Annotated in this window: 18 protein-coding genes and 1 tRNA gene; 3 read left to right on the forward strand and 16 right to left on the reverse strand. The window is 69.6% G+C overall.

The features are described 5' to 3' along the window. Positions 1-2: 2 nt before the first annotated feature. Positions 3-599, forward strand: a complete 597-nt coding sequence (locus ABZW17_RS11445; RefSeq protein WP_354812191.1) for a hypothetical protein — start codon at positions 3-5, stop codon at positions 597-599. Here the strand turns inward: ABZW17_RS11445 and ABZW17_RS11450 are convergent. The 6 genes from ABZW17_RS11450 to ABZW17_RS11475 form a co-directional block, all read right to left on the reverse strand. Further along, the gene (locus tag ABZW17_RS11450; protein WP_354812193.1) at positions 596-1756 is read right to left on the reverse strand and encodes a hypothetical protein; all 1161 of its coding nucleotides are present in this window, start codon (positions 1754-1756) and stop codon (positions 596-598) included. The two genes, ABZW17_RS11445 and ABZW17_RS11450, sit on opposite strands and share 4 nt — an antisense overlap. Next, on the reverse strand, positions 1749-2858 hold the full coding sequence (locus ABZW17_RS11455; protein WP_354812195.1) for an ImmA/IrrE family metallo-endopeptidase: 1110 nt from the start codon (positions 2856-2858) through the stop codon (positions 1749-1751). Before ABZW17_RS11455 ends, ABZW17_RS11450 begins: the two co-directional genes overlap by 8 nt. Positions 2859-3144: 286 nt before the next feature. Beyond that, on the reverse strand, positions 3145-3678 hold the full coding sequence (locus tag ABZW17_RS11460) for a hypothetical protein (RefSeq protein WP_354812197.1): 534 nt from the start codon (positions 3676-3678) through the stop codon (positions 3145-3147). Positions 3679-3770: 92 nt separating this feature from the next. After that, positions 3771-3847 (reverse strand) — tRNA-Leu (locus ABZW17_RS11465). Between the two features lie 10 nt (positions 3848-3857). Further along, positions 3858-5996 (reverse strand): hypothetical protein, encoded by a 2139-nt coding sequence (locus tag ABZW17_RS11470; protein ID WP_354812199.1) that lies wholly within the window; start codon positions 5994-5996, stop codon positions 3858-3860. Then, a complete protein-coding gene (locus tag ABZW17_RS11475) occupies positions 5993-6853 on the reverse strand; it encodes a 5'-methylthioadenosine/S-adenosylhomocysteine nucleosidase (protein ID WP_354812201.1) in 861 nt (286 codons plus the stop codon). The genes ABZW17_RS11470 and ABZW17_RS11475 overlap by 4 nt, the downstream gene beginning before the upstream one ends. Positions 6854-7081: 228 nt before the next feature. Here ABZW17_RS11475 and ABZW17_RS11480 point away from each other — a divergent pair, with 228 nt between their 5' ends. After that, positions 7082-7792 carry an NUDIX domain-containing protein gene (locus ABZW17_RS11480; RefSeq protein ID WP_354812202.1) on the forward strand — a complete coding sequence of 237 codons (711 nt, stop codon included), beginning with the start codon at positions 7082-7084 and terminating at the stop codon, positions 7790-7792. Positions 7793-7834: 42 nt separating this feature from the next. On the opposite strand, the gene ABZW17_RS11485 is transcribed toward ABZW17_RS11480, so the two are convergent. From ABZW17_RS11485 to ABZW17_RS11500, 4 genes are all read right to left on the reverse strand, one after another. After that, positions 7835-9160, reverse strand: a complete 1326-nt coding sequence (locus ABZW17_RS11485; protein ID WP_354812204.1) for a ricin-type beta-trefoil lectin domain protein — start codon at positions 9158-9160, stop codon at positions 7835-7837. 195 nt (positions 9161-9355) lie between these two features. Next, positions 9356-10690 carry an NAD(P)/FAD-dependent oxidoreductase gene (locus ABZW17_RS11490; RefSeq protein ID WP_354812206.1) on the reverse strand — a complete coding sequence of 445 codons (1335 nt, stop codon included), beginning with the start codon at positions 10688-10690 and terminating at the stop codon, positions 9356-9358. An 84-nt stretch (positions 10691-10774) separates the two neighbouring features. Beyond that, the gene (locus tag ABZW17_RS11495) at positions 10775-11458 is read right to left on the reverse strand and encodes a uracil-DNA glycosylase (protein ID WP_354812208.1); all 684 of its coding nucleotides are present in this window, start codon (positions 11456-11458) and stop codon (positions 10775-10777) included. Further along, entirely contained in the window at positions 11455-12114 is a 660-nt protein-coding gene (locus ABZW17_RS11500) for an endonuclease V (protein ID WP_354812210.1), read from the reverse strand. Before ABZW17_RS11500 ends, ABZW17_RS11495 begins: the two co-directional genes overlap by 4 nt. A 48-nt stretch (positions 12115-12162) precedes the next feature. On the opposite strand from ABZW17_RS11500, the gene ABZW17_RS11505 reads away from it, so the two are divergent. Next, positions 12163-13653 (forward strand): peptidase S10, encoded by a 1491-nt coding sequence (locus ABZW17_RS11505; RefSeq protein WP_354812212.1) that lies wholly within the window; start codon positions 12163-12165, stop codon positions 13651-13653. Positions 13654-13656: 3 nt separating this feature from the next. On the opposite strand, the gene ABZW17_RS11510 is transcribed toward ABZW17_RS11505, so the two are convergent. From ABZW17_RS11510 to ABZW17_RS11535, 6 genes are all read right to left on the reverse strand, one after another. Then, positions 13657-14457 carry a hypothetical protein gene (locus ABZW17_RS11510; RefSeq protein WP_354812214.1) on the reverse strand — a complete coding sequence of 267 codons (801 nt, stop codon included), beginning with the start codon at positions 14455-14457 and terminating at the stop codon, positions 13657-13659. 78 nt (positions 14458-14535) lie between these two features. Further along, complete coding sequence (locus ABZW17_RS11515; protein WP_354812216.1) at positions 14536-16257, reverse strand: S8 family serine peptidase; 1722 nt, start codon at positions 16255-16257, stop codon at positions 14536-14538. Between the two features lie 74 nt (positions 16258-16331). Beyond that, positions 16332-17330: a dipeptide ABC transporter ATP-binding protein gene (locus ABZW17_RS11520; RefSeq protein ID WP_354812218.1), complete on the reverse strand. Its 999-nt coding sequence runs from the start codon at positions 17328-17330 to the stop codon at positions 16332-16334. After that, complete coding sequence (locus tag ABZW17_RS11525; protein WP_354812220.1) at positions 17323-18318, reverse strand: ABC transporter ATP-binding protein; 996 nt, start codon at positions 18316-18318, stop codon at positions 17323-17325. Before ABZW17_RS11525 ends, ABZW17_RS11520 begins: the two co-directional genes overlap by 8 nt. A gap of 3 nt (positions 18319-18321) precedes the next feature. Further along, complete coding sequence (locus tag ABZW17_RS11530; RefSeq protein ID WP_354812222.1) at positions 18322-19275, reverse strand: ABC transporter permease; 954 nt, start codon at positions 19273-19275, stop codon at positions 18322-18324. Then, a complete protein-coding gene (locus ABZW17_RS11535; protein ID WP_354812224.1) occupies positions 19268-20197 on the reverse strand; it encodes an ABC transporter permease in 930 nt (309 codons plus the stop codon). Before ABZW17_RS11535 ends, ABZW17_RS11530 begins: the two co-directional genes overlap by 8 nt. Positions 20198-20328 lie beyond the last annotated feature (131 nt).

The following is a 20328-nucleotide window of genomic DNA, read 5'->3' on the forward strand; positions in this document are numbered from 1 at the left end:
ACGTGGACGTCGCGGTCAGCTCCACCCGTCAGGTCGGCCTCGGCGAGGAGATCTACGCTCGACACCTGCCTGGTCGCGGCGTTGGGGCCGTCGCGCACTACCTCCTCGACCGTCGCGAACACGAGCGACGACAGCTGGCTGAACTCGGCAGCCTGGATGATCTCGCAGCTCTGGACGCCATGTTGGAACTGCCGGAGGAAGCGGACATCTCCCGGGAGTCGGTGTCCGGGCGCGTCCAGCGCATCGTCGCCCGACTACCAGAGTCAGCGGTGTCTCAGAGCGAGGACAGGTTACGCAGGCTCGCCCGGCACCCAGTGCGGATCGAGCGGATCACCGTAGCTGTCCGACGTTCGTGGACGGCAGCGTTGCACCGCGTTCTCGAGTTCAGCCAGTTCGCCGAACGGGTCCTGGTCTGCACGTCGAGCCCTACTCATGAACAGGTGCTCGAGGCGTCCTACAGCGGAGTGGGAGTAGTCCTCGAAGGTGACGACGGGAACTGGATCCTGGAACCCGACGCCTTCTTCGTCCAGCAGCATTCAGCGGCCCGCTGGGCGTTCGCCGAGCGCGTGTACGCCCTGCACCTCTCCGGCTCGAACTAAGCGGGCAGTGTCGCCCAGCGCGTCAGGACAGCTTGAGACTTGAACGCCTTGGGGTTGCGCAGCTGGTCGTTGAACAGCGTGTGGTGGTCCACCGCGACCTGGCACCGCTTCTTCCACCACTCCCCTCGATCGGCGCGTCGAGGGAGCTCCCGCTGCAGGGTGCGCATGAGAGCGCTCCAGACCGCGATGTTGTGCGAGCGGGCTTCGAGCTTGTCCTCAGTCGGGTGAAGCAGCCGGGTCAGCTTCTGTCCGTGGCAGATCGAGCAGGAGCACGACGGCGGCGCCGAGTTCGCGAACTTTTCGGCGAGCGACGTCGTCCGAATGAAGCTCAACAACTCGCCGACGAGCACGCTCGGCGGCGGTGGTCCGTCGCTGGGCGCCGACTTCGGTATTTCCCCGGGTGGGACGAGGTGCCGGCGCGTCGAGGTCAAGCCGATCGCGCCGGCGAAGGCGTTGTGGCAAAGCCCGTCGACAGCCGAAAGGTCGGTCCCCAGTCGCATGAGGTGGGGGACTTCGCGCTCGAGGCGACGGAGGTTCTCGGGCGCCTCCTTGACTTTGGCCAGTGGGTCGAACTGGCCGCCCAGCCGCAGCCCGATCGGCGTCTTCGCAGCCTGCAGCAACGCGCTGAACTGGTCAATGAAGGTCTTGTTGAGCCACGCGACCGCTGCCGCGACGACGAACACCGTGTCGTCGCGTTCTAGCTCAGACACTCGGCGCACCTGGGCCTTGAGGCTGGCCGAATCGCCAGCGGCGACGTAAAGCGAGGGCGTGGCGGCGACCGATGCCCCGCGATCCAGCTGGTCGTCCAGGACAGCTTCCAAGCCGCCGTCAAGCGTGTCGGGCAAGTCGAACGGCACTTCCGGCGTAGCACAACGCTTGCAGTACGCCTCCGGATCCGGCACGAGAACCAGCTCGCCGAAGCCCGCATCGCGGTACCCGGCGATCTTCAATGCCGCGTTGTCGCCACTGACCCATACCCCACCCCACGTCGGGTCGACGGCCCCCAGGACCGGCTGCAGTTCGCGGGTACCCGCGGCGGTCAGCAGGCGATCGAAGAGCACGCCGACGCGGCCAGGTGGCCGGAGCCGTTCGGCGTCCTTGATGGCGGCGTTGAGCGCGCCGCCTTCATGCGATCCGGCACGGTCGTCGTCAGCCACGCGTGCCCCCTTCGAGAGTCGAGGCGAGCTCAGGACCGGACTGCCCGGCGAGCCCGAACACCTCGGTGAATTCGGCAGTTGTTAACAGAGTGCGAGCGGCCAGGTCATCAAGGCCATCCTGCTGTCGGGTGATCCACTCGCGTGCCGCCTTGAGCGGCAGCCGCGGGTGCTCCGTCGGCAGTACACCGGGTTCGTCCGTCCGGTAGCCGAGGCTGGAGAGCTCGACATTGAGGGTTCGGTAGCGCCAGTCCGTGATCACGCCCAGGTCGTGGGCACGCCGGACGAGCGCTGCCATGGACACCTTCCACCGTTGCTTCAGCGCGCCGAGCATGGCGATGTCCAAGTCGCTCTTCAGATCCGCGACGATTTGCGCGGCCGGCATCAGGAATTCGGCAGCGAACTCGTCAGCTTCCTTCTCTTGATTCGGCCCGGCAACCGGGTGGCAGACAATGTGTCCCAGCTCGTGTGCCAGCGTGAATCTCTGCCGGTCCGGCGGTGTGGCGGCATTCAGGAGGAAGACTGGTGCCTCATCGTCAGGCCACTGGCTGACGGCGTCCCACGCAGCCGAAGGCGTCCGGCGTTGAATTACGATGCCGCCTGCTTGCTCCAACAGGTCAACCATCGACTCCACTGGCCCCGGTGGCATCTGCCAACGCTTGCGTACCTCGGCCGCGGCGTCGCGCGCGGTGTCGATAACGGACACCGGGACGCGGAAGAACGCGTTCGCCGGCTGAACACCGGTGCCGTGCAGGAGATGGCGGGTCTGGATCCGCGCGAGGTTGAGGTATGCGTGCACGCGCCGACCGGCAGCAGCCGACAGGGACTGACGCTTGCGGTGGTGCACACACGTCGTCCCGAACCCGAAGACGTTCCCCGGCAATGCCAGCAACTCGACGGGGTAGCCCAAGACGGCGGCGAAAAGTTCCAGCCGCTCACCACTGACCGAAGTCGCCCCGGCCTCAGCCTTCGAGACGTAGCCTTGCGTGATCTTCGGACCGTCACCTCGCCGCTCGCTCATTTCCCTGGCAACGTCCGACTGGGTCAGCTCGCGAGAGTCCCGGGCGAGCGTCAGCATCATCGGATTCGCTCTGGTCGCAGCCACGGGCCACCTCCTTACCTCAGGAGAGTACCACGCCGCACCACCTCAGAAAACCTACTTGAAAAATTCCATTGACGTCTGACCCCTCAGCACAGATGACTACACCGGCAGGCTTGCGACTACCCTGAGCATCCTCAGGGCACTCGAACTTCTTGACGCACAGCCGCGCAGAGGGCGCGCGATTTCGCTGCCCCGATTCGCAGCTCGCGACGTAGCGTTTCCGCGGAGATCGGGCGTCCGTGCAACGTCCAGTGCTCTAGGTTGAGCACCCGAGCGCGGTCCAGCTCATCTATAGCCTTTCCCGACAAGGCTCCGCCCCCATGACGTCTCGCCGGCTGCTGTCGTGGCGCGAATGCTCCACCAGGTTCACGCTCGCACCGATCAACTCGCCTACGGGTTCCGCAGGTGATTCCGGCTCGGCATTCGCGGCCTGCAGGCCTCCGAGCAAGACTGGGCCGACTTCGGCCCAGCCGATGAGAAGCAGAGGACCGACTGCGTCGAAGGCGGCCTTGCCCCACTCACCCGCGCAAACCGGATCAGCGACGTTCAAGGCGAGCGTAACCATGCTGGCCGCCAGCAGAAGGCGCCGAGCTGGCCGCAGTACTTGGTCCGGAGCACCCTGCATTGCCAGGTGCCTGGTACCCGCCAGCAAACCGATCACGGTCAGGTCGACGGCCGGTGCAACCAGCGGGGCGACGTACGCAGGAACGCCGATCCGCAGGGCGAGCGCCAAGACGTTCCCGAAGCCAAACAAGAAAGTAAGGCCGATGACGATGCTCATCATCGTCGTGACGAACCTGCTCACGCCGGACGAGGTGCCCATCACGGCCTCCCGCGCTTCGACGAGAGGTCGTACGTGCCCTCGATGACCAGCGTGCCGGTCAGTCGGGGCCGTTCAGGTGATGATGGTCTGCGTGGTGCCCCCGACGGGACTCGAACCCGCACTGAATCGATTTTAAGTCGACTGCCTCTGCCGGTTGGGCTACGGGGGCACCGCACACTCTAGGTGATCGGGGCCGCTCCTGTCCGGTAACCCTCGCTATCCAGCATGCTCGGTCCCTGGTTGCGACGTCGCCAGTCTTCAGATCGGCGGCGGCGGCGCTCCTGCTCCCGTGTGATCCAGTCGCGGCCCTCCGCTGACACTGCCTCCAGTACGTGCAGCGCTCCCGCGATGCCCGAGGACTCCATGGCCATTCGCTGCAACATCGCCTCGTTCTCGAGGTTCTCGTCCGTCAGGCCCTCGAATCCCTCGGCCACCACCGAAATCTTCTCGCCGCTCACCAACGTCAAGCGGAACGCTCTCTTGCGCAGGGACTGCGATTGCATCAGTACCTGACTGTCCCCGTTGATGATTTCGTAGCGCCAGCCCGCCGCGTACCGGACGCCGACCTCGGATACGCGGGCTGCTGCCAATGCGTCGTAACGGAACGATGTGCGGCGCTCGTCGTGGACGTTCGCCTTCAGGAAGTCCAGGTCCACCTCGATCTCGCGGACTCCGCTGCGGGTCAGGAGGAACACCAGGATCACGTACCGCGAATAGCGCATCGGGCCACCCAAGACGCGGGCCCGGCGGGCGTTGGCCGCTCCCTCCGTCAACGTCACGTGCGCCACCAGGTCGCGGTTCGTCAACGCGCAGCGGCGCAACGCCTCCGTCTTCAGGTACGCCTTGTCCAGGTCCAGCCAGCGGGCCATCTCCGCGTCGTCCGGGCGGTCGGACAGCACCTGCGTCCAGTCCGCGAACGCCTGCTCCTCCTCCCGCAGCAGACGCTGGCCGCGCTCGCTCTCCTCCGCGTGGAACTGCTGGGCCACCAAAATGCGCAGACCCTGCTTCATCGCGAAATATCCCGCGATACCCAGGAAGAACGCCGCGCCGGTGAAACCGCCACCGCCGCCCAGCATGACCAGGGCGCCCGCCACCGCGACCGCGATTCCGGTCCTGTGCGCCAGCAGCACCGACGGGGCCGGGCGGACCTCGTCGCGGTAGGCGAACAACGTTCCGTTGCGCCACCGCGCCGCCACGCGGCGGGCGTGCCAGCGGATCAGCCAGTTCACCGCGCCCGCTTCGACCTGGGCGTTGCCGTAGAGCGCCACGAAACGCCACTTGTAGTACTCGCAGATGCCGCGCGTGTCGTTCACCCAGCTGCCCTGCGGCTTCGGGCCCGCCGCCCAGAAACGCAGCTCGACCAGTTTGTGGATCTGCTCGACGAAGTCGGTCCGCACCCAGTGGCCCGGCGACGCCGCCGGCTGGAACTGCAGCGGGATCCCGTGCTCGCGGTCGCGGGCGGTCAACCGCATCGTGCCGAGTTCCTGCTCGCGACCCGCCCAGATCGCGAGGGCGAAGCCGGCCACCAGGACGAGCAGCGCGAGGATGCCGACCACCGGCCGGCCGGTCGAGAACCCGTTCAGGAACGCGAAAACCCCCAGCAGCACGCCGACGCCCGCGAAGGCCGCCTTCACCCACTCGTCCGTCGGGATCGCCGTGCGCGCGGGCACGAAGAACCGCGGGCGCGCGGGGTCCGGCTCGAAGAACTTCCACGCCCGGCCGACCCGGTCGTGCTCCAGCCGTTCCGTCCGGATGCGGTGCGCGTCCTCCGCGTCCAGGGTGTCCTGCAGCGCGCCGCCGAGGATCAGCGCCAGGTGGCTGCGGATCTCGGCCTGGCGGTCCGGGTGCAGCTGGTGGAAGCTCGCCGTCGCCTTCTCGAGGTCGGCCGTGTCCGGGACGTCGCCCATTTCCTGGCGCCACACGCAGGACATGAGCTGCCCCACCACGTCGATCGCGCCACGCCAGTCGTCGTGGCCGAACCGCCGGGCCATCTGGCCCGCCGCCCAGAACCGCGTGTGGATGTCGTCGGTGACCTCGCTGAGCGAGCGGTCGCTGAGGATCGACAACGCGTAGTAGTACGCGAGCATCGTCGAGTCGCGGCCCTGCTCCACCAGTTCCTGGAACAGGGATTCGGCGAGCCGGGGCATCCCGCCCTTGAGGCGTTCGCGCGCAACCTCGAACCGCCGCTCCGGCGGGTCGGACGGGTTGATGTTGTACGTCGTTTCGTTGCGGTGGAACGTCCCGCCGTAGATCGCGCCGATCTGCTGCTCGACGTGCGCTTCGTCGGCCGCGTGGTTCGTGTTGTGGAACTCGGTCACGCGCGCTCTCCCCGGGTCCGCGCGGCCACGTTCAGGTCCCCGTGGACCGCGCCGATCTGCTGGCCGACGCGGGCGTTGCCGTTGGCCACGTTGGTGTTGTGCAGCACCGGCACGCCGGCGGGCTCCGCCGGACGGCCGCGGTCCGGGACGTCGAGCCCGGCGGCCAGCGCCCGGACGAAGTCGGCCGCGTTGCCGGCGGCGACGGCCTGCCAGTCGGCCCCGTCGGCCGCGTCCTTGGCGCCGTCGGCGCGGTCGCTGATCCCGCGGACGGTCAGCGCCGGGACGTCGTTGAGGTGGCTGGTCAGGGCGAACCCGGCGCTCTCCATTTCGACCGCCACCGCGTCGTTGTAGTTGTCGTACAGGTGACGCGCGATGTCGGACGTCAGCCCGTCGACCACCACCTCGCCCGCCGCGATCGGCTCGAAGTGGACCTCCGGCCGGTTGCCGGGGCCGGCCCAGGTGCCTTCCCGGGCCAACGCCCGCGCGAGTTCCAGCAGGCGGTGGGACGGTTCCCACGCCTGCGGCCGGTTCCGGAACCCCATGTCGTCGCTGTAGCCGCTGTGGAACGCGTGCACCTTCCGGGCGACGACGACGTCGCCGAGCCGGAGCCAGTCCCGCAGCCCGCCGGCCACGCCCGCGAACAGCATCGCGGACGGCGAGAACTCGGCGACCGCGCGTTCCGCGACCGCCGCGGCACCGGCGTTGCCCTTGCCGACCATGCCCAGCGCCACCTCGTGGCCGGACAGCTCGCCGACCTCGAACACCGTGCCCGCGCGGTGCTGGTGCCGCCGCACCCCGCTCATCCGGGCGCGCACCGCGGCCCGTTCCACTTCCATCGCGGTCAGGATCGCGAGCACGCGACCACCGCCCCGTCGTGCCGTTCCGCCATGACGATCTCCCTCTGTCCGCCTTGCGGCGCCCTCGATCGACGGCTCCCGCGGCGTGACGCGCGCGGCGCAGGATGCCGAATGCACCGTGCAAGGTAGCCCCATCGGCGTATTCTCGTCAATAAGACGTATATTGACCCGCGAGTACACTGTGCACTATGGACACTCCACCGAGCGCGACCGGCCGCGCCGTCGACCATGCCTGAGCCCGGCGGGTGGACGATCCCCGAGGTCGCGGTCGCGGTGGACCTGGCCGTGCTGACCGTGCACGACGGCTCGCTGCAGATCATGGTGGTGAACCGTGGAATCCCGCCCTACGAAGGCATGCCGGCCTTGCCGGGTGGCTTCCTCGCGTCGGCTTCGGAAAGCCTCGACGACGCGGCGGCACGCGAACTACGTGAAGAGACGGGCTTGGACGCGGCCGCGTTACACCTGGAGCAGCTGCGCACGTACGGGACGCCGGACCGCGACCCGCGCCGGCGCGTGATCACGGTCTGCTACGTCGCCTTTTCACCCCGGCTGCCCGAGCCCGTGGCCGGTGGGGACGCGCGTGAAGCGAAACTCATGCCGGTCGAAAAGGTGCTGAAGCCGCGCGCGCGGCTCGCCTTCGACCACAAGAAGATCATCGGGGACGCGGTCGAACGCGCCCGCGCCAAACTCGAGTACACCACGCTCGCGGCCGCGTTCTGCCCGCCGGAGTTCACCATGTCGGAGCTGCGCGAGGTGTACGAGATCGTCTGGGGGCAGCGGCTCGACCCGCGGAACTTCCACCGCAAGATCACGAGCGTGGCCGGGTTCCTGGTGCCGGCCGGGAAACGCGAGCCGAAGCAGCCCGGGCGGCCGGCGACGGTCTACCGCCGCGGTCCCGCGACCACGCTCCACCCGGCCATGCTCCGGCCCCGGGCGTGAAAAAGCGGGTGGCCGCCGTACTCGGAGGCCACCCGCGGTCCGTCAGTTCAGGGTCCAGGACTGGTTCGCCGCGCCGGTGCAGGTCCAGATCTGCAGCGGGGTGCCGTCGGCCGAGCTCGGGCCGGTGGCGTCCAGGCACTTGCCCGAGGCCGGGTTGACCAGCTGGTTGCCCGACCGGCTCCACTGCTGGGCGCCGGTGCCGTTGCAGTCGTAGAGCTGGACCTTCGTCCCGTTCGCCGTGCCCGCCCCGGCCACGTCCAGGCACTTGCCCAGCGCCCGCAGCGTGCCCGACGTCGACGTCCACTGCTGGGCGGCCGTCGCGTTGCAGGTGTACAGGTCGATCGTCGTGCCGTTCGCCGCCGACGCCCCGGCCACGTCGACGCACTTGCCGCCGTAGCCGGTGATCGTGCCGCCGCCCGCCGGGGGCGGGGTCGTGCCGCCGCCCGTGATCGCGTTGAAGATGCGCGAGTACGCGTAGCCGGTGGCCCGGTCGTAGTCCTGGACCTCCCAGAACGACAGCTCCGCGACGCCGTTCTGGGCCGCGAACGTCTCCAGCTGCTGGGCGTCGGACTGGCTGAACTGGGCGCCGTCGTCGTTGCGGCCCGCGATCGGCGTCAGGCCCATCATCGCGTACGCGGCCGACGTCGAAATGCCGTACAGGCTCGCCAGCTGCGACGCCGAAGCGCGCGCCGCCGACAGCGCGTCGGACAGGACCGGCCGGCCGTCGTAGAAGTCCATCACCATCAGGTTGACCACGCTGACCTTGACGCCCTTGTTCTTCGCGTCGCGCAGCAGGTCGAGCTCGTTCGACGGGATGCCCGACGGGTCGACCGCCAGCGTGTAGTCGACCTGGACGGCCGGGTTCTGCTGCTGCAGCGCGGCCAGTGCCGAGTTGCGGCGCTGATTCGACGCCGTGTCGCCGAGGACGCCGCCTTCGATGTCGAAGTCCAGGCGGGGCGTGCCGTAGGTGTTGACCACGTTCGCGTACGCGGCGGTCAGGCTGGCGGTGTTCGTGCAGGTCTGGGCCAGTTCGCCGCCTTCCGCGCCGCCGAACGACGGGATGACGTTGCCGCCCGCCGCCTGCAGCGCGCTGATCTGGGTCTTGAACGAGCCGACGCCGGTGCCGTTCGCCTCCCACACCGGGGTGCAGCCGGACTGCGGGGTCAGGAACGCCAGCGTGAAGAACTTCGTGCCGGTGGCGTTGAGGTCGGCGGCCATGTCGCCGGCGTCGGCGTCGCTGATCTGCAGGTAGGGCGCCGCGTAGTGGGCCGGGAACGCGCCGCCGGCCGCGGCGGCCTGCGGAACGCCGACGACCGCGACGCTCAGCGCCGCCGCCGTGAGGGCGGCTTTGGTACGGGAAAAGGACATGGGGGCTCCAGGGGAGGCGAGGGGCGGAGCGGGAGCGGACTTATTCCGCGTTGTGAAGAAAGGGTTTACCCGCCCACCGGGCCAGTTGTCCAGACCATCCCGCTCACCGGCAACCAGCCGGTCATTTCCCGCAATAGCCCCGAAAACGCCGAAAGCCCCCGGCCGCGGGGCCGGGGGCTTTCGGACGGAAGAGCGTCAGGACTTCGAGACGCGCGCGAACTCGTCCTTCGGGTTGTTGATCTGGCCGAGCGAGATGACCTCGCGCCGGAACAGCCCGCCCAGGATCCAGTCGAACAGGATCCGGATGCGGCGGTTCCAGGTCGGCATCGCCTTGAGGTGGTACGCGCGGTGGAACAGCCAGGCCGGGAAGCCCTTGATCTTCAGGTTCAGCGCGTCGGCCACGCCCTTGTGCAGGCCGAGGCTCGCCACCGCGCCGAGGTTCTTGTGGAAGTAGTCCTTCGGCTTGCCGCCGCGCAGGACCTTGATGATGTTCTTCGCCAGCAGGCGGGCCTGGCGGACGGCGTGCTGCGCGTTCGGCGGGCAGGTCGCCGACGGGTCCTCTTCGGTGCGCGAGAGGTCCGGGATGGCCGCGTTGTCGCCCGCGGTCCACACGTCCGGGTGACCCACGACCTGCATCGCCGCGGTCGCCTCGAGCCGGCCGCGCTTGTCGACCGGCAGGTCCGACTGGCCCACGACCGGGTTGGCCTTGACACCGGCGGTCCAGATGATCGTGTCGGTGTCGAACTCGGTGCCGTCCGAGAGCACGACGTGGCCGTTTTCGAACGACTTCGCCGCGGTCGACAGGTAGACCTCGATGCCGCGCTTCTCCAGCTGCTCGACCGTGTAGACACCCAGGGTCTCGCGGACCTCGGGCAGGATCCGGCCGGCCGCCTCGACGAGCACCCAGCGGATGTCGGAGGTCTTGATGTTCGGGTAGTAGTTCTCCACCGCGAACCGGGTCATGTCCTCGAGCTCGGCCAGCGCCTCGATGCCGGCGAACCCGCCGCCGACGACGGTGAACGTCAGCAGCCGCTTGCGCAGCTCGGGGTCGAGCGTGCTGGCGGCCTCGTCGAGCTTGGTCATGATGTGGTTGCGCAGGTAGATCGCCTCGCCGATGGTCTTGAAGGCGATGCCCTCCTCGACCAGGCCCGGGATCGGCAGGATGCGCGCGACGGCACCGAGGGCGACGACCAGGACGTCGTAGCCGAGCTGCTCGATGTGGCCGTCGGCCGCCTCGACCGTGACCGACTTCTTGTCGTTCTCGATCTTGGTGACGCGCGCGGTCAGCACGTGGCAGCGCTTGAGCACCCGCCGCAGCGGCACGACCACGTGCCGCGGCTCGATCGCGCCGGCCGCGGCCTCCGGCAGGAACGGCGCGTAGGTCATGTGGGGCTGCGGGTCAACGACGGTCACGGAGGCCTCGTTGGCCCGGAGCATCTTCTGGAGGCCGTACGCCGTGTAGAGCCCGACGTACCCACCACCGAGGACGAGGATCCGAGTCGGTTCCGACTTCGACTTCGCAGCAGCCATGTCCTCATGGTGACACCTTCGCCGCGACCTCGCTCGGGGGCCCCATCCGGCTGTGACCAGCGTCGCTGCGGTTTCCGTAACGATTCAGTTCTGACCTGTCACCGAGGTCGCGGCCCGGAAGACGGCCGCCACCATGGCGTGGGTCACGCGGTGTGTCTGGACATTGCGCGGCGAGACGTGATAACAGCCGAAAACCCGCAGGTCGCCGAGTTCGAGCACGGCACCGTGCGCGAACGCCGGCCGCGGCTGCGGGACGGCCCAGCCCGCCGCCTCGAGCACGGGCAGCAACGCCTGCCACCCGAACGCACCGAGCACGACGATCGCGCGCAGTGTCGGACGTAACAGTGTCAGTTCCTCGGCGAGCCACGGACGGCAGGTGTCCCGCTCGGCCGGCGTCGGCTTGTTCTCCGGCGGCGCGCAGCGCACCGGCGAGACGAGCCGCGTGCGGTGGAGCTCCAGCCCGTCCCCGATCGCCGTCGACGTCGGCTGCGACGCGAGGCCGACCTCGTGCAGGACGCGGAAGAGGAAGTCGCCGGAGGGGTCGCCGGTGAACATGCGGCCGGTGCGGTTGGCGCCGTGCGCGGAGGGGGCGAGGCCGACGACGGCGAGGGAGGCGTCCGGCGGGCCGAAGCCGGGGACCGGGCGGGACCAGTACGGCTCACCGCGGAAGGCGGCCTTGGTCCCGGCGACGCCCTCGCGCCAGGCGACCAGGCGGGGACACGCGCGGCAGCCGGCGACCGCGGTGTCGAGCTCGGCCAGGGACTTCATCGCCGGGCCGCCCGGGACAGCCGGTCGGCCTGCCGGGTGGTCTCGGGCAGCCGGTAGCGCGGGGTCAGCGCCAGGGTCACCCGGCAGGCGTGGGCCAGGCCGATCCGGTGCCCGGCCGAGACGTACACCGGCTTGACGCCGTCCTGGGTCCGCAGCACCGCGCCGACCTCCTCCCCGGCGTCGACCAGCGGTACGGACCTCCCCCGCGACAGTCCCGGTTCGCCGTGGGTGCCGACGAACCGGGTCTTGCCCACGCCGAACGCCGGGCGGCCGGTCAGCACGCCGAGGTGGCAGGCCACGCCGAAGCGGCGCGGGTGGGCGAGGCCGTGGCCGTCGCAGACCAGGAGGTCGGGCTCGCGCTCCAGCTCGCCGAGCGCGGCCAGCAGCGGTGGCAGCTCGCGGAAGGCGAACAGGCCCGGCTCGTACGGGAAGACGGCCTTCGCGCGGTGCGTCCGCGCCTCGACCACTGTGAGCCCGGCGGTCTCGAGGGTGACGACGGCCGCGGCGACCCCGCCGTCCCCGTCGTAGGCGACGTCGAGGCCGGTCACCGTCGGGGGCAGCTCGGGACAGTCGTCCGCGAGGTCGACCAGGCCGCGCAGCCGCTCCTGGACCGCGAGCGCCTCGCCGATCGTCGCCGGCCAGTCCTCGGTGTGCACCAGGTCACCCTGCCACAGGGGGCCGTTCGCGCCGACTAGGTTGGGTCCATGGCGGACACCACCCCCGAAGAGGCTCCCGAGAAGGCCGCGGAAACGACCGAGATCCCGGCGGCGCCGACCGACGACATCGTCACGACCCAGCACACCCTCACCGTGAAGCGCAAGAAACTCGCGTACACGGCGAAGGCCGGGCGGATCGTCCTCCGCAAGGAGATCGTCAAGGACGGCAAGTCCGAGGGCTTCAAGGCGAAGGCCGAGGTGTTCGTCACCTCCTACACCCTCGACGACGCCGACCCCGGCGAGCGGCCGGTGACCTTCGCCTTCAACGGCGGCCCCGGTTCTTCGAGCATCTGGCTGCACATGGGGCTGCTCGGGCCGCGGCGGGTGCTGTCCGGCGACGTCGACGACCTCGTGCCGCCGCCGTACGGGCTGGCCGACAACCCCGAGACGCTGCTCGCGCACAGCGACCTCGTGTTCATCGACCCCGTGTCGACCGGCTACTCGCGCGCGTCCGAAGGTGGCGAGACCAAGGACTTCCACGGCTTCAAGGGCGACATCGAGTCCGTCGGCGAGGTCATCCGGCTGTGGGTGTCGCGGCACCAGCGCTGGCTGTCGCCGAAGTTCCTGGCCGGCGAGTCCTACGGCACGCTGCGCGCCGCCGGGCTGGCCGCGCACCTGCAGGACCGGCACGGGCTCTACCTGAACGGCCTGCTGCTCATCTCCTCCGTGCTCGACCTGGGCACGCTGCAGTTCACCGAGGGCAACGACCTCCCCTACTCGCTGTACGTGCCGACGTACGCGGCCATCGCGCACTACCACGGCCTGCACGGCGAGCGCCCGCTCGACGACGTCCTCGCCGACGCGGAGGACTTCGCGGCGAAGGACCTGCCGTGGGTGCTGGGCCGCGGGGCCCGGCTGTCCACTCAGGACCGTACCGAGGCCGTGGCCACGCTGGCGTCGCTGACCGGGCTCAGCGAGTCCTATGTGGACCGGGTGAACCTGCGGATCGAGCACGTCCGGTTCTTCACCGAGCTGCTGCGCGACCGCGGCCTGGCGGTCGGCCGGATGGACGGCCGGTTCACCACGTGGGAGCCCGACGGCGGCCGCGAGCACATGAGCGACGACCCGTCGATCTCCCGCGTGGTCGGCGCCTACGCCGCGGCGTTCAACCACTACGTGCGGGCCGAGCTCGGCTACGAGAACGACCTGCCGTACGAGATCATCAGCGAGGACACGTTCAAGGCGTGGTCGTACTCGGACTTCGAGGGCCGCTCGGTGTCGGTGGTCGACTCGGTGAGCGCGGCGATGCGCGCGAACCCGCACCTGCGGGTGCACGTGGCGTTCGGCCACTACGACGGCGCGACGGCGTACTTCGCCGCCGAACACGTCCTGGCCCACCTGCAGATCCCGGAGGAACTGCGGGACAACATCGACACGGCGTACTACCCGGCGGGGCACATGATGTACGTCCACGAGCCGACCCGGGTGCAGCAGTCGAAGGACCTGGCGAAGTTCGTCAAGCGGGCGTCGAACCGCTGAGGCTCACCCTGCCGCCGTGCCGTAGGTGCCCGGCGGCAGGGACCGGGACCGGCGGCCGAACCGGGCCGCGAGCAGGGTCCCGACCGCCAGGACGAGGTAGGCCACCCGCACCGGGAACCACGGCGGCACCGACGGCCAGGTGGCGTCGAGGTCGATCCAGGCCAGCAACGCCAGCGCCGCCGCGGGCGCGAACGTCACGGCGTCCTCGGCGCGCAGGGCCGCGTCGACGCCTAGTGACGTCTCGTCGTCGGCGATGACCGGGCCGCGCAGCACCGGGCCGAGCACCAGCACCGTGCCCGCGACCCCGACCGCCAGCGCCGCCGCCCAGCCCGCGGCCGCCGGCGGGCTGGTCGCGAACCGCGCCGCGCACAGCACCACGCCGCCGGCGTAGGTGATCGCCACCGACGTCAGGTACCACCAGCCCACCTGCCCCGCCGCCACCCGCCACGACGGCCGGGCGCCGCCGGGGGCCAGCCGGGCGGCGACGCGCTCACGCGGGCGGGACCGGCGCCACTGCAGGAGTGGATACGCCGTGAAGACCACGCTGACCAGCACGAACTTGGCCGGCACCGGGATGGGCGGCAGGATGGCGGCCACCCAGATCACGCCCAGCAGGACGCCGAAGACCGAGTACGACCGCCGGGCCTGTTCGCGAGCCCCGACACGCACCGCCAGCAGCGGCGAGGGCCAGTCCACGACGACGCCGCGGCGGGCCAGCCACGCCCTCGTCAGGTTGACCTCCGCGGCCGTCGGCTGATCCGGCAGCCTCGGATCGGTCGGCATCGCCGGTTCACGCACGGTCAACGGAACACCCTCCCCCAGTCCCGGCGTACACGCGGAACGCCCCGGGAAGGTTGCCTTCCCGGGGCGTTCTCGCCGTGCTTACTTCAGGTACTGCGAGCCGCGGGTCACCGCCGCGTAGGCGTCGACCGCGCCGTGGCCGTAGAAGCCGTTGAACGACGGGTCGCCCTCGCAGGTGGCCGTGAACGTCGCGTCGCGGCCCTCCTTCAGGTAGTCCACCGTGCGCGGGACCGGGCAGGCGATCTTCGCCGCCGTGCCCTCGAGGACGCGCTGGACCTTGTCCGGGTCCATGCCGAACTCACCGTGGGACTTCTTGCCGTACTGCGAAATGATCAGCGCCGCGACGCCGGTCGCGTGCGGGGTCGCCATCGACGTGCCCTGCAGCCACTGGTAGTAGCCGACGCGGCCGTCGGGCGCGGTCGCCTTCTTGACGCCCGCGGTCAGGCCGGCCTCGGTGATGTTGCCGTCCGCGTCGATGTTGCCTTCGGCGACGCCGACGTTCTTCGGGTACGTCGAGAGGATCTCGTTCTCGACCGTGCGGTACCACGGCGTGCCGAAGCCGTCGCGGAAGTAGCCGCCCGGGGCCGACACCGAGATCTGCTCCAGGCCGTAGTTCGAGTAGTCCGCCTTCTTCTGCGACGGCCCGAACGAGCTCACGCCGATCGTGTGGTTGCCCTCGACCGGCAGGTTCAGGCAGGTCGAGTTGTCCACCGTGCGGGGGTGCGTGGTGTTCGCCGGGTAGTCCGGGCTGGTGGTGTCCGGCTGCGGCGCACCCAGGTCGGTGTGCTGGTTGCCCAGCGCGACCACCATCGTGACGCCCTTGCGGTGCGCGTAGTTCAGCGCGCGCTGGGTCGCCTCGATGATCGTGCGCTGCTCGGCCTGCTCGGCGGGCGAGTCCGCCGGGTTCGCCGCGCAGTTGTACAGCCACGGGTCGGTGTAGAAGCTCATGTTGACGACGTCGATGCCCGCGTCGCCGGCGTAGGTCAGCGCGTCGACGGTCGGCTGCAGGAAGAAGTAGCCCGAGTCCTGGCCGGCGCGGATGTTCACCAGCGTCACGTTCGGCGCGACGCCCGAGACGCCGAAGCCGTTGGCCGCGGCGGCGATCGTGCCGGCGACGTGCGTGCCGTGACCGCCGTCGTCGTGGTTGACTGGGTCGACGCAGCCGCGGAACTCGCACGGGCCGTCGACCTCGACGCCGTTGACGTCGGTCGGGATGTCGCGGGTGAAGTTGCGCGAGTCGGCCTCGTCGAAGTTCGGCGCGATGTCCGGGTGCGTGCCGTCGATGCCGGTGTCGATGACGCCGACCTTGACCTGCCTGCTGCCCGGCTGCTTGGTGCGCGAGAGGTCCGAACGGACGGACTTGAGGCCCCAGAGCTGGTCGTCCAGCGGGTCCATCCCGACGGCCTTGTTCGCCGCGGCCTTCTTCGACGCGGCGCCGCGGCCTTCCTTCTCGACGCTGTCGTTCTTGGTCTTCTTGCCGTTCTTCGGCAGCGAGCCGATGACCTGCGACTTCGCCGCACCGAACACCGCGCGGTTCGCGGACACGCGCTCGGTGAAGCCGGTGGCCGGGGCGCTGGCCTTGATGAGGCCGACCGCGGTGTTGGTCTCCAGGACCGTGCCGCCCGCGGCCTTGATCGCCTGCTGGGCGGTGCCGATGCTCTGGACGTCCTGGGCGAGCACGGTGAATTCGGTCGCCGGGCCGGACAGCGCGGGCTGCGCCGACGCGGCCGGGACCGCGACGGCGGAAACCGCGCCGAACAGCGGCACGGCCAGCACCGCGGCCAGAAGCCTGGGTCTCTTCACGTTTCTCCTCCTCGCGGAAAGCGGTTCCTGCACCGTATAGACCGGACATAGCACGTACAACGGCAAAAAGTACGTTATGGAACAACCGACTTCTGCTCGGCGAAGTGACAAGCTGACAAGTGCCCGTCCGTCCTGGGCACGAGTTCGGGCACCTCGGTCGCGCACCGGTCTTCGGCCTTCCAGCACCGCGTGCGGAACCGGCACCCGGACGGGGGATCCAGCGGGCTCGGCACGTCCCCGGTCAACCGGATCACCTGGCGGCGCCCGCGCACCGACGGGTCCGCCACCGGGACCGCCGACAGCAGCGCCTGGGTGTACGGGTGCGACGGCCGTTCGTAGATCTCCTCGTCGGTGCCGAGCTCGACGACCTTGCCGAGGTACATCACCGCGACCCGGTTCGACAGGTGCCGCACCACCGAAAGGTCGTGCGCGATGAAGACGTAGGACAGCCCGAACTCGCCCTGCAGCTCGCCGAGCAGGTTCATCACCTGCGCCTGGATCGAGACGTCCAATGCGGACACCGGCTCGTCGCAGATGATCACCTTGGGTCGCAGCGCGAGCGCCCGCGCGATGCCGATGCGCTGGCGCTGCCCGCCGGAGAACTGGTGCGGGTAGCGGTTGAGGTGCTCGGGGTTGAGCCCGACCACCTCCAGCAGTTCCCGCACCTTCCCGGCCCGCGAGCCCTTCGGGGCGACCTCGGAGTGGATTTCGAACGGCTCGCCGACGATGTCGCCGACCGTCATCCGCGGGTTGAGCGAGGTGTACGGGTCCTGCAGCACGATCTGGATCTCACGCCGCAGTTTCCGCAGCTCGGCGCCGCGCATGGCGAAGATGTCGCGGCCCTCGAACTGCGCGGTGCCGCCGGTCGGTTCCTCCAGGCGCATCAGGACCTGGGCCAGCGTCGACTTGCCGCAGCCGGACTCGCCGACGACGCCGAGCGTCTCGCCCGGCATCAGGTCGAACGAAACGCCGTCGACCGCCTTGACCTGGCCGATCGTGCGCTTGAACAGGATGCCGGTGCGGACCGGGAAGTACTTCTTCAGGTCCTTGACCGAGAGGATCGGATCAGGCACGGGAGCTCACCACCTCTTCGGCGAAGTGGCACGCGCTGGTGCGGCCGAAACCGATCGCGTGCTGGGACGGAACCTCTTGCGAACACTTCGCTTCCGCTCGTTTGCACCGCGGGTGGAACGGGCAGCCGGGCGGGATGTCCAGCAGGCTGGGCGGCAGGCCCTTGATGGTTTCCAGGGTCTGTCCTTTGAGGTCGAGCCGGGGCAGGGAGTCCATCAGCGCGGCGGTGTACGGGTGGGCCGGGGCGCGGAACAGCTCGACGGCGTCGGCCTGCTCGACGATCCGGCCCGCGTACATCACCGCGATCCGGTCCGCGACCTCGGCGACCACGCCCAGGTCGTGGGTGATGAGGACCAGGCCCATCCGGCGTTCGGCCTGGATCTCGTGCAGCAGGTCCATGATCTGGGCCTGCACGGTGACGTCGAGCGCGGTGGTCGGCTCGTCGGCGATGAGCAGGTCGGGGTCGAGCGCCAGCGACATCGCGATCATCGCGCGCTGGCGCATGCCGCCGGAGAACTGGTGCGGGTAGTCCTTGATCCGGCGTTCGGCGGCCGGGATGCGGACGGTGTCGAGCAGCTCGATCGCCCGCTTCCGGGCGTCCTTTTTGGACATACCGAGCCGGACGCGCAGCTGTTCCTCGATCTGGAACCCCACGGTGAACACCGGGTTCAGCGCGGACAGCGCGTCCTGGAAGATCATCGCGATCTCGCTGCCGCGCACCTCGCGGCGGCGTTCGGCCGACGCCGTCAACAGGTCCTCGCCGCGCCAGCGGACCACGCCTTTGGTGATCACGCCGGGCGGCATGTCGAGGATCCCCATCACCGTCTGGGCGGTGACGCTCTTGCCGGAGCCGGATTCGCCCAGCACGGCCAGGGTTTCGCCCGCGTGCACGGAATAGCTGACGCCGTTGAGGACGTTCGCCACGCCGTCGGCGGTCCGGAACTCGACGTGCACGTCCTCGACCTCGAGGAGCAGTTCGTTGTCGGACAAGGCTTACCTCGACTTCGGATCGAGCGCGTCGCGGATGCCGTCACCCAGCATCACGAAGGCCAGCACGGTCAGGGTGACGAAGGCACCGGGGAACAGCAGCATGTGCGGGTCGTTCCGGAAGTAGTCCCGCGAGTCCGCGATGAGCACGCCCCACGAGATCACCGGCGCGCGCACGCCGATGCCGAGGTAGGCGAGTGTCGCCTCGGCGCCGATGAACGCGCCGAGCGCGATGGTGCCGTACACCAGCACCGGCGCGATCGTGTTCGGCAGCAGGTGCCGGAAGATGATCCGCGGCGTGCTCGCGCCGAGGCCGCGCGCGGCCTTGACGTAGTCGAGCTGCTTGGCCACCAGCGTCGCCGAGCGCATGATCCGCATGCCCACCGGCCAGCTCAGCGCCGCGATGGAGCAGACCACCTGGACGATGATCGCGACCGCGCCGGGGTTGGAACCGGGCGCGTTGAACGTCGTCAGGATGACGATCGCGCCGAGCACGAACGGCAGGCCGGCGAAGATGTCGCCGAAGCGCGAAAGCAGGCTGTCGACGAGCCGGCCGTAGTACCCGGCGACGATGCCGACCACCGAACCGAAGAGCACGGTCACCAGCGTCGAGAACACGCCGACCAGCACCGAGGCGCGGGTGCCGTAGATCGTGCGGGCGTAGACGTCCTGGCCCTGGTTGTCGTAGCCGAACCAGGCGTCGGCCGACGGGCCTTCGTTGGCGTGCGCGAGGTCGCTGAACCCCGCGTCGCGCGAACTGAACAGGCCGGGCGCGATCGCGATCAGCACGATGAGCAGGATGATCACCGCCGAGGCGATGACCGCCGGCTTGCGCCGCAGCTGGCGCCAGGCGTCGTTCCACAGGCTGCGGGGTTTCTGCGGGCCGGCGGCGGAGTCGTCGATGCGGCTCAGCTCGGCCGCGTCGGCCCCGCCGCCGCCCACCAGGTTCGGGTCAGTCATAGCGGATCCTCGGGTCGAGAACGGCGTACAGCAGGTCGACGACCAGGCTCATCAGCAGGTACACCAGCACCAGCAGGACGACGACGCCGACGACCGTCGCGCTCTCCCGGTTCTGGATGCCGCGGTAGATGAGCCCGCCCAGCCCGTTGATGTTGAACACGCCTTCGGTGACGATCGCGCCGCCCATCAGCGCACCCAGGTCGGTGCCCAGGAAGGTGAGCACCGGGATGACGGAGTTGCGCAGCAGGTGGACGAGCACGACGCGGCTCTGCGGCTGGCCCTTCGCGATCGCCGTCCGGACGTAGTCGGCACGGCGGTTTTCGGCGATGCTCGTCCGCGCCAGCCGGGCCACGTACGCCATGGACAGGCTGCCGAGCGCGATGCCCGGCACGATGAGTTCGCCGATGCTCGGGTCGTCCGAGACGCTCGCCTCGATCCAGCCGAGGCCGTTGGCGCCCAGGGCGAGCTGCAGCACGATCGCGGTGACGAACACCGGGATCGAGATCAGGAACGTCGTCGAGACCAGCACGAGGTTGTCGAGGAAACCCTTGCCGCGCAAGCCGGTCAGGACGCCGGCGGACAGGCCGATGACGGCTTCGATGAGCACCGCGATCACGGCCAGGCGCAGCGTGATCGGGTACGACGTGGCGATCAGGTCGCCGACCGAGGTGCCGTTGAAGGTCTCGCCCCAGTCGCCGGTGAAGAGGCTGCCCAGGTACTTGAAGTACTGCACGAAGATGTTGTCGTTCAGGTGGAACTTCTCGGTCATCTGGGCGACGTAGGACGCGGGGCAGGCGGTCTGGCCGCACTTGCCGGAGAACGGGTCGCCGGGCACGGCCCAGACCAGGACGTAGATGAGGAACGTGGTGCCGAAGAACACCGGGATCAGCTGGAGCAGCCGTCGCAGGACATAGCGGATCATGACGAGTTCCTAGTGCGCGCCGGGCGGGGGGGGGGGGGGGGGGGGGGGGTGTGGGGGTGTTTTTTAAAAAACAAGGGGGGTGGGTGGGTGGGGGGGGGGGGGGGTTAGTGTAGGAGTGGGGGGGTTGAGGG

Origin of the sequence: Amycolatopsis sp. NPDC004625 (genome assembly GCF_040609695.1) — a bacterium.
In the GTDB taxonomy this organism is placed as follows: Bacteria; Actinomycetota; Actinomycetes; order Mycobacteriales; family Pseudonocardiaceae; genus Amycolatopsis.

Bases quoted from the DNA above. Each gene is read 5' to 3' on its own strand.
- ABZW17_RS11485 (WP_354812204.1), bottom strand. From the start codon at position 9,160: ATGTCCTTTTCCCGTACCAAAGCCGCCCTCACGGCGGCGGCGCTGAGC.
- ABZW17_RS11530 (WP_354812222.1), bottom strand. From the start codon at position 19,275: ATGACTGACCCGAACCTGGTGGGCGGCGGCGGGGCCGACGCGGCCGAG.
- ABZW17_RS11490 (WP_354812206.1), bottom strand. From the start codon at position 10,690: ATGGCTGCTGCGAAGTCGAAGTCGGAACCGACTCGGATCCTCGTCCTC.
- ABZW17_RS11505 (WP_354812212.1), top strand. From the start codon at position 12,163: ATGGCGGACACCACCCCCGAAGAGGCTCCCGAGAAGGCCGCGGAAACG.
- ABZW17_RS11535 (WP_354812224.1), bottom strand. From the start codon at position 20,197: ATGATCCGCTATGTCCTGCGACGGCTGCTCCAGCTGATCCCGGTGTTC.
- ABZW17_RS11495 (WP_354812208.1), bottom strand. From the start codon at position 11,458: ATGAAGTCCCTGGCCGAGCTCGACACCGCGGTCGCCGGCTGCCGCGCG.
- ABZW17_RS11460 (WP_354812197.1), bottom strand. From the start codon at position 3,678: ATGGGCACCTCGTCCGGCGTGAGCAGGTTCGTCACGACGATGATGAGC.
- ABZW17_RS11480 (WP_354812202.1), top strand. From the start codon at position 7,082: ATGCCTGAGCCCGGCGGGTGGACGATCCCCGAGGTCGCGGTCGCGGTG.